A 1,661-nucleotide genomic window follows, 5' to 3' on the forward strand; every position below is an offset into this window, starting at 1 on the left:
TGAATTATGAATTAGACATCTTCCAAAATTATAACCCAGTCACAGCTTGCTTTTAGCCTATATACTAATTAAGTAGTTCGATAGCTGAAATGTATATCTATCGTTGCTAATTCAATTTCACTGAAAAAATATGAGGCAATTAAAATAATTTTTATTCGGGTAGATTCCTTAACTAGAAAGACTTTTGGTCTTGAGATAATATTAGGTCGAGGTCTATTGGGAAGGGGTGAGTGTTTAAGGTTGGTTAACTAGAGTTCGGCATCTCACAGGGTGACAGAGAGCTTGAGTTGTCACAGTTTCAATTCCTTAACCCAAACTGACGTTAAACCTGTTACAGTAAATATAACTGACTAAATTGGAATTAAAGACTATGCGACTTAAGCGATGGGAGTCCCCCCGCCGTCAGGGACGTAACGACAAAGGCAAGGGTGGTTCGGCCCGACAGCGACAACTGAAAAAACAATTTAAAATGTTGTCCAAAAAACTAAAAGGGGGAGAGAGTAACATCTCTCCTCTTTTTTTGTCCCCAGCAATCGCCACTGAAAAATCTTCCTTTGGGAAACTCTCAGTCTTCTGAAACAGTCCCAGACTTGAGCCACTTTCAGATTAGGGAAAAAAATGAAGCTTATACTTGCCGTCATGACGATGACAGTAGCTTTAACCGTCACCAGTAACCATTCTAGCCTTGCCGGAGCAATCTTCGATCGCATTCAAAAAACTGGGGTAATTACTGCCGGCGCTCGTAAAGATGCTATTCCCTTTGGTTTTGTCAACTCCCAAGGCAAGTGGGTGGGTTACAGCCTTGATATGTTAGAGTTAATTCGCAAAGAAACCGAACGGAAGTTAGGAAAACCGATTAAATTAAAAATTGTTGAGGTTACTCCCGAAAATCGTTTTGAAAAGTTAAAAACAGGGGTGATAGATATAGAGTGTGGCTCCACTACTTTTACTTGGAAAAGAGAAAATGAGGTGGATTTTTCCGTTAGTTATTTTGCCAGTGGCACTCAATTGTTAACCCGCAAAGGTAGTAATCTCGATGACATCGGTAGCTTGGCAGGCAGACGAATTGGAGTAATTGCCAATACTACTAATGAAGCGGTGATTAAAACCCAACAACCCGCCGCTATTTTGGTCAAAGTTAAAAACCGTGGCGAGGGTTTACAAAAACTAGAAGCGGGAGAAATTGACGGTTTTGCCAGTGATGGTATTACCCTGGAAGGCTTAAGGAAAAGCGCTAAAAATCCCAATAATTTAGCCATAGTTCCCTCCTATCCCTACGCGTACGAATCCTATGCCTGTACTTTACCTGAGAATGATTCTAAATGGCGCGATACGGTGAATTACACCTTATTAAAATTCATGGAAGGGATCGTTAGCGACCAACAACAAGCGGTGACAATTTATGAACGTTGGTTTGGTGAAGACGGGGTTGTTCCCTATTCCAGAGAAACTATTAATGATTATTTTCAAGGCATTGTCAACACCTATGAATGGATTCCTTTAACTATATTTCCCTAAAATCAAGACCTTTTCAGGTATCAATTGAAAAGTACAAGAGCCTCCCGATGTCGGGGGGTTGGGGGGGTCAAGGGGCAAAAGTCTTGATTAATTTGTCTCCCTAAAACTCTTGTTGACCCTAATAAATCCTGTTTCAAACCCAT

The 1,661-nt window shown here is 40.7% G+C and carries 2 protein-coding genes; both read left to right on the plus strand.

What is annotated here, in order from left to right:
* The first annotated feature begins 370 nt into the window (after window positions 1-370).
* Window positions 371-577 (plus strand): hypothetical protein, encoded by a 207-nt coding sequence (locus MICAI_RS16315; RefSeq protein WP_008204520.1) that lies wholly within the window; start codon window positions 371-373, stop codon window positions 575-577.
* A 41-nt stretch (window positions 578-618) separates the two neighbouring features.
* The gene (locus MICAI_RS16320; RefSeq protein ID WP_008204522.1) at window positions 619-1,518 is read left to right on the plus strand and encodes an amino acid ABC transporter substrate-binding protein; all 900 of its coding nucleotides are present in this window, start codon (window positions 619-621) and stop codon (window positions 1,516-1,518) included.
* The last annotated feature ends 143 nt before the right edge of the window (window positions 1,519-1,661 follow it).

The sequence above is a fragment of the Microcystis sp. T1-4 genome, assembly GCF_000297435.1.
Lineage (GTDB): Bacteria > Cyanobacteriota > Cyanobacteriia > Cyanobacteriales > Microcystaceae > Microcystis.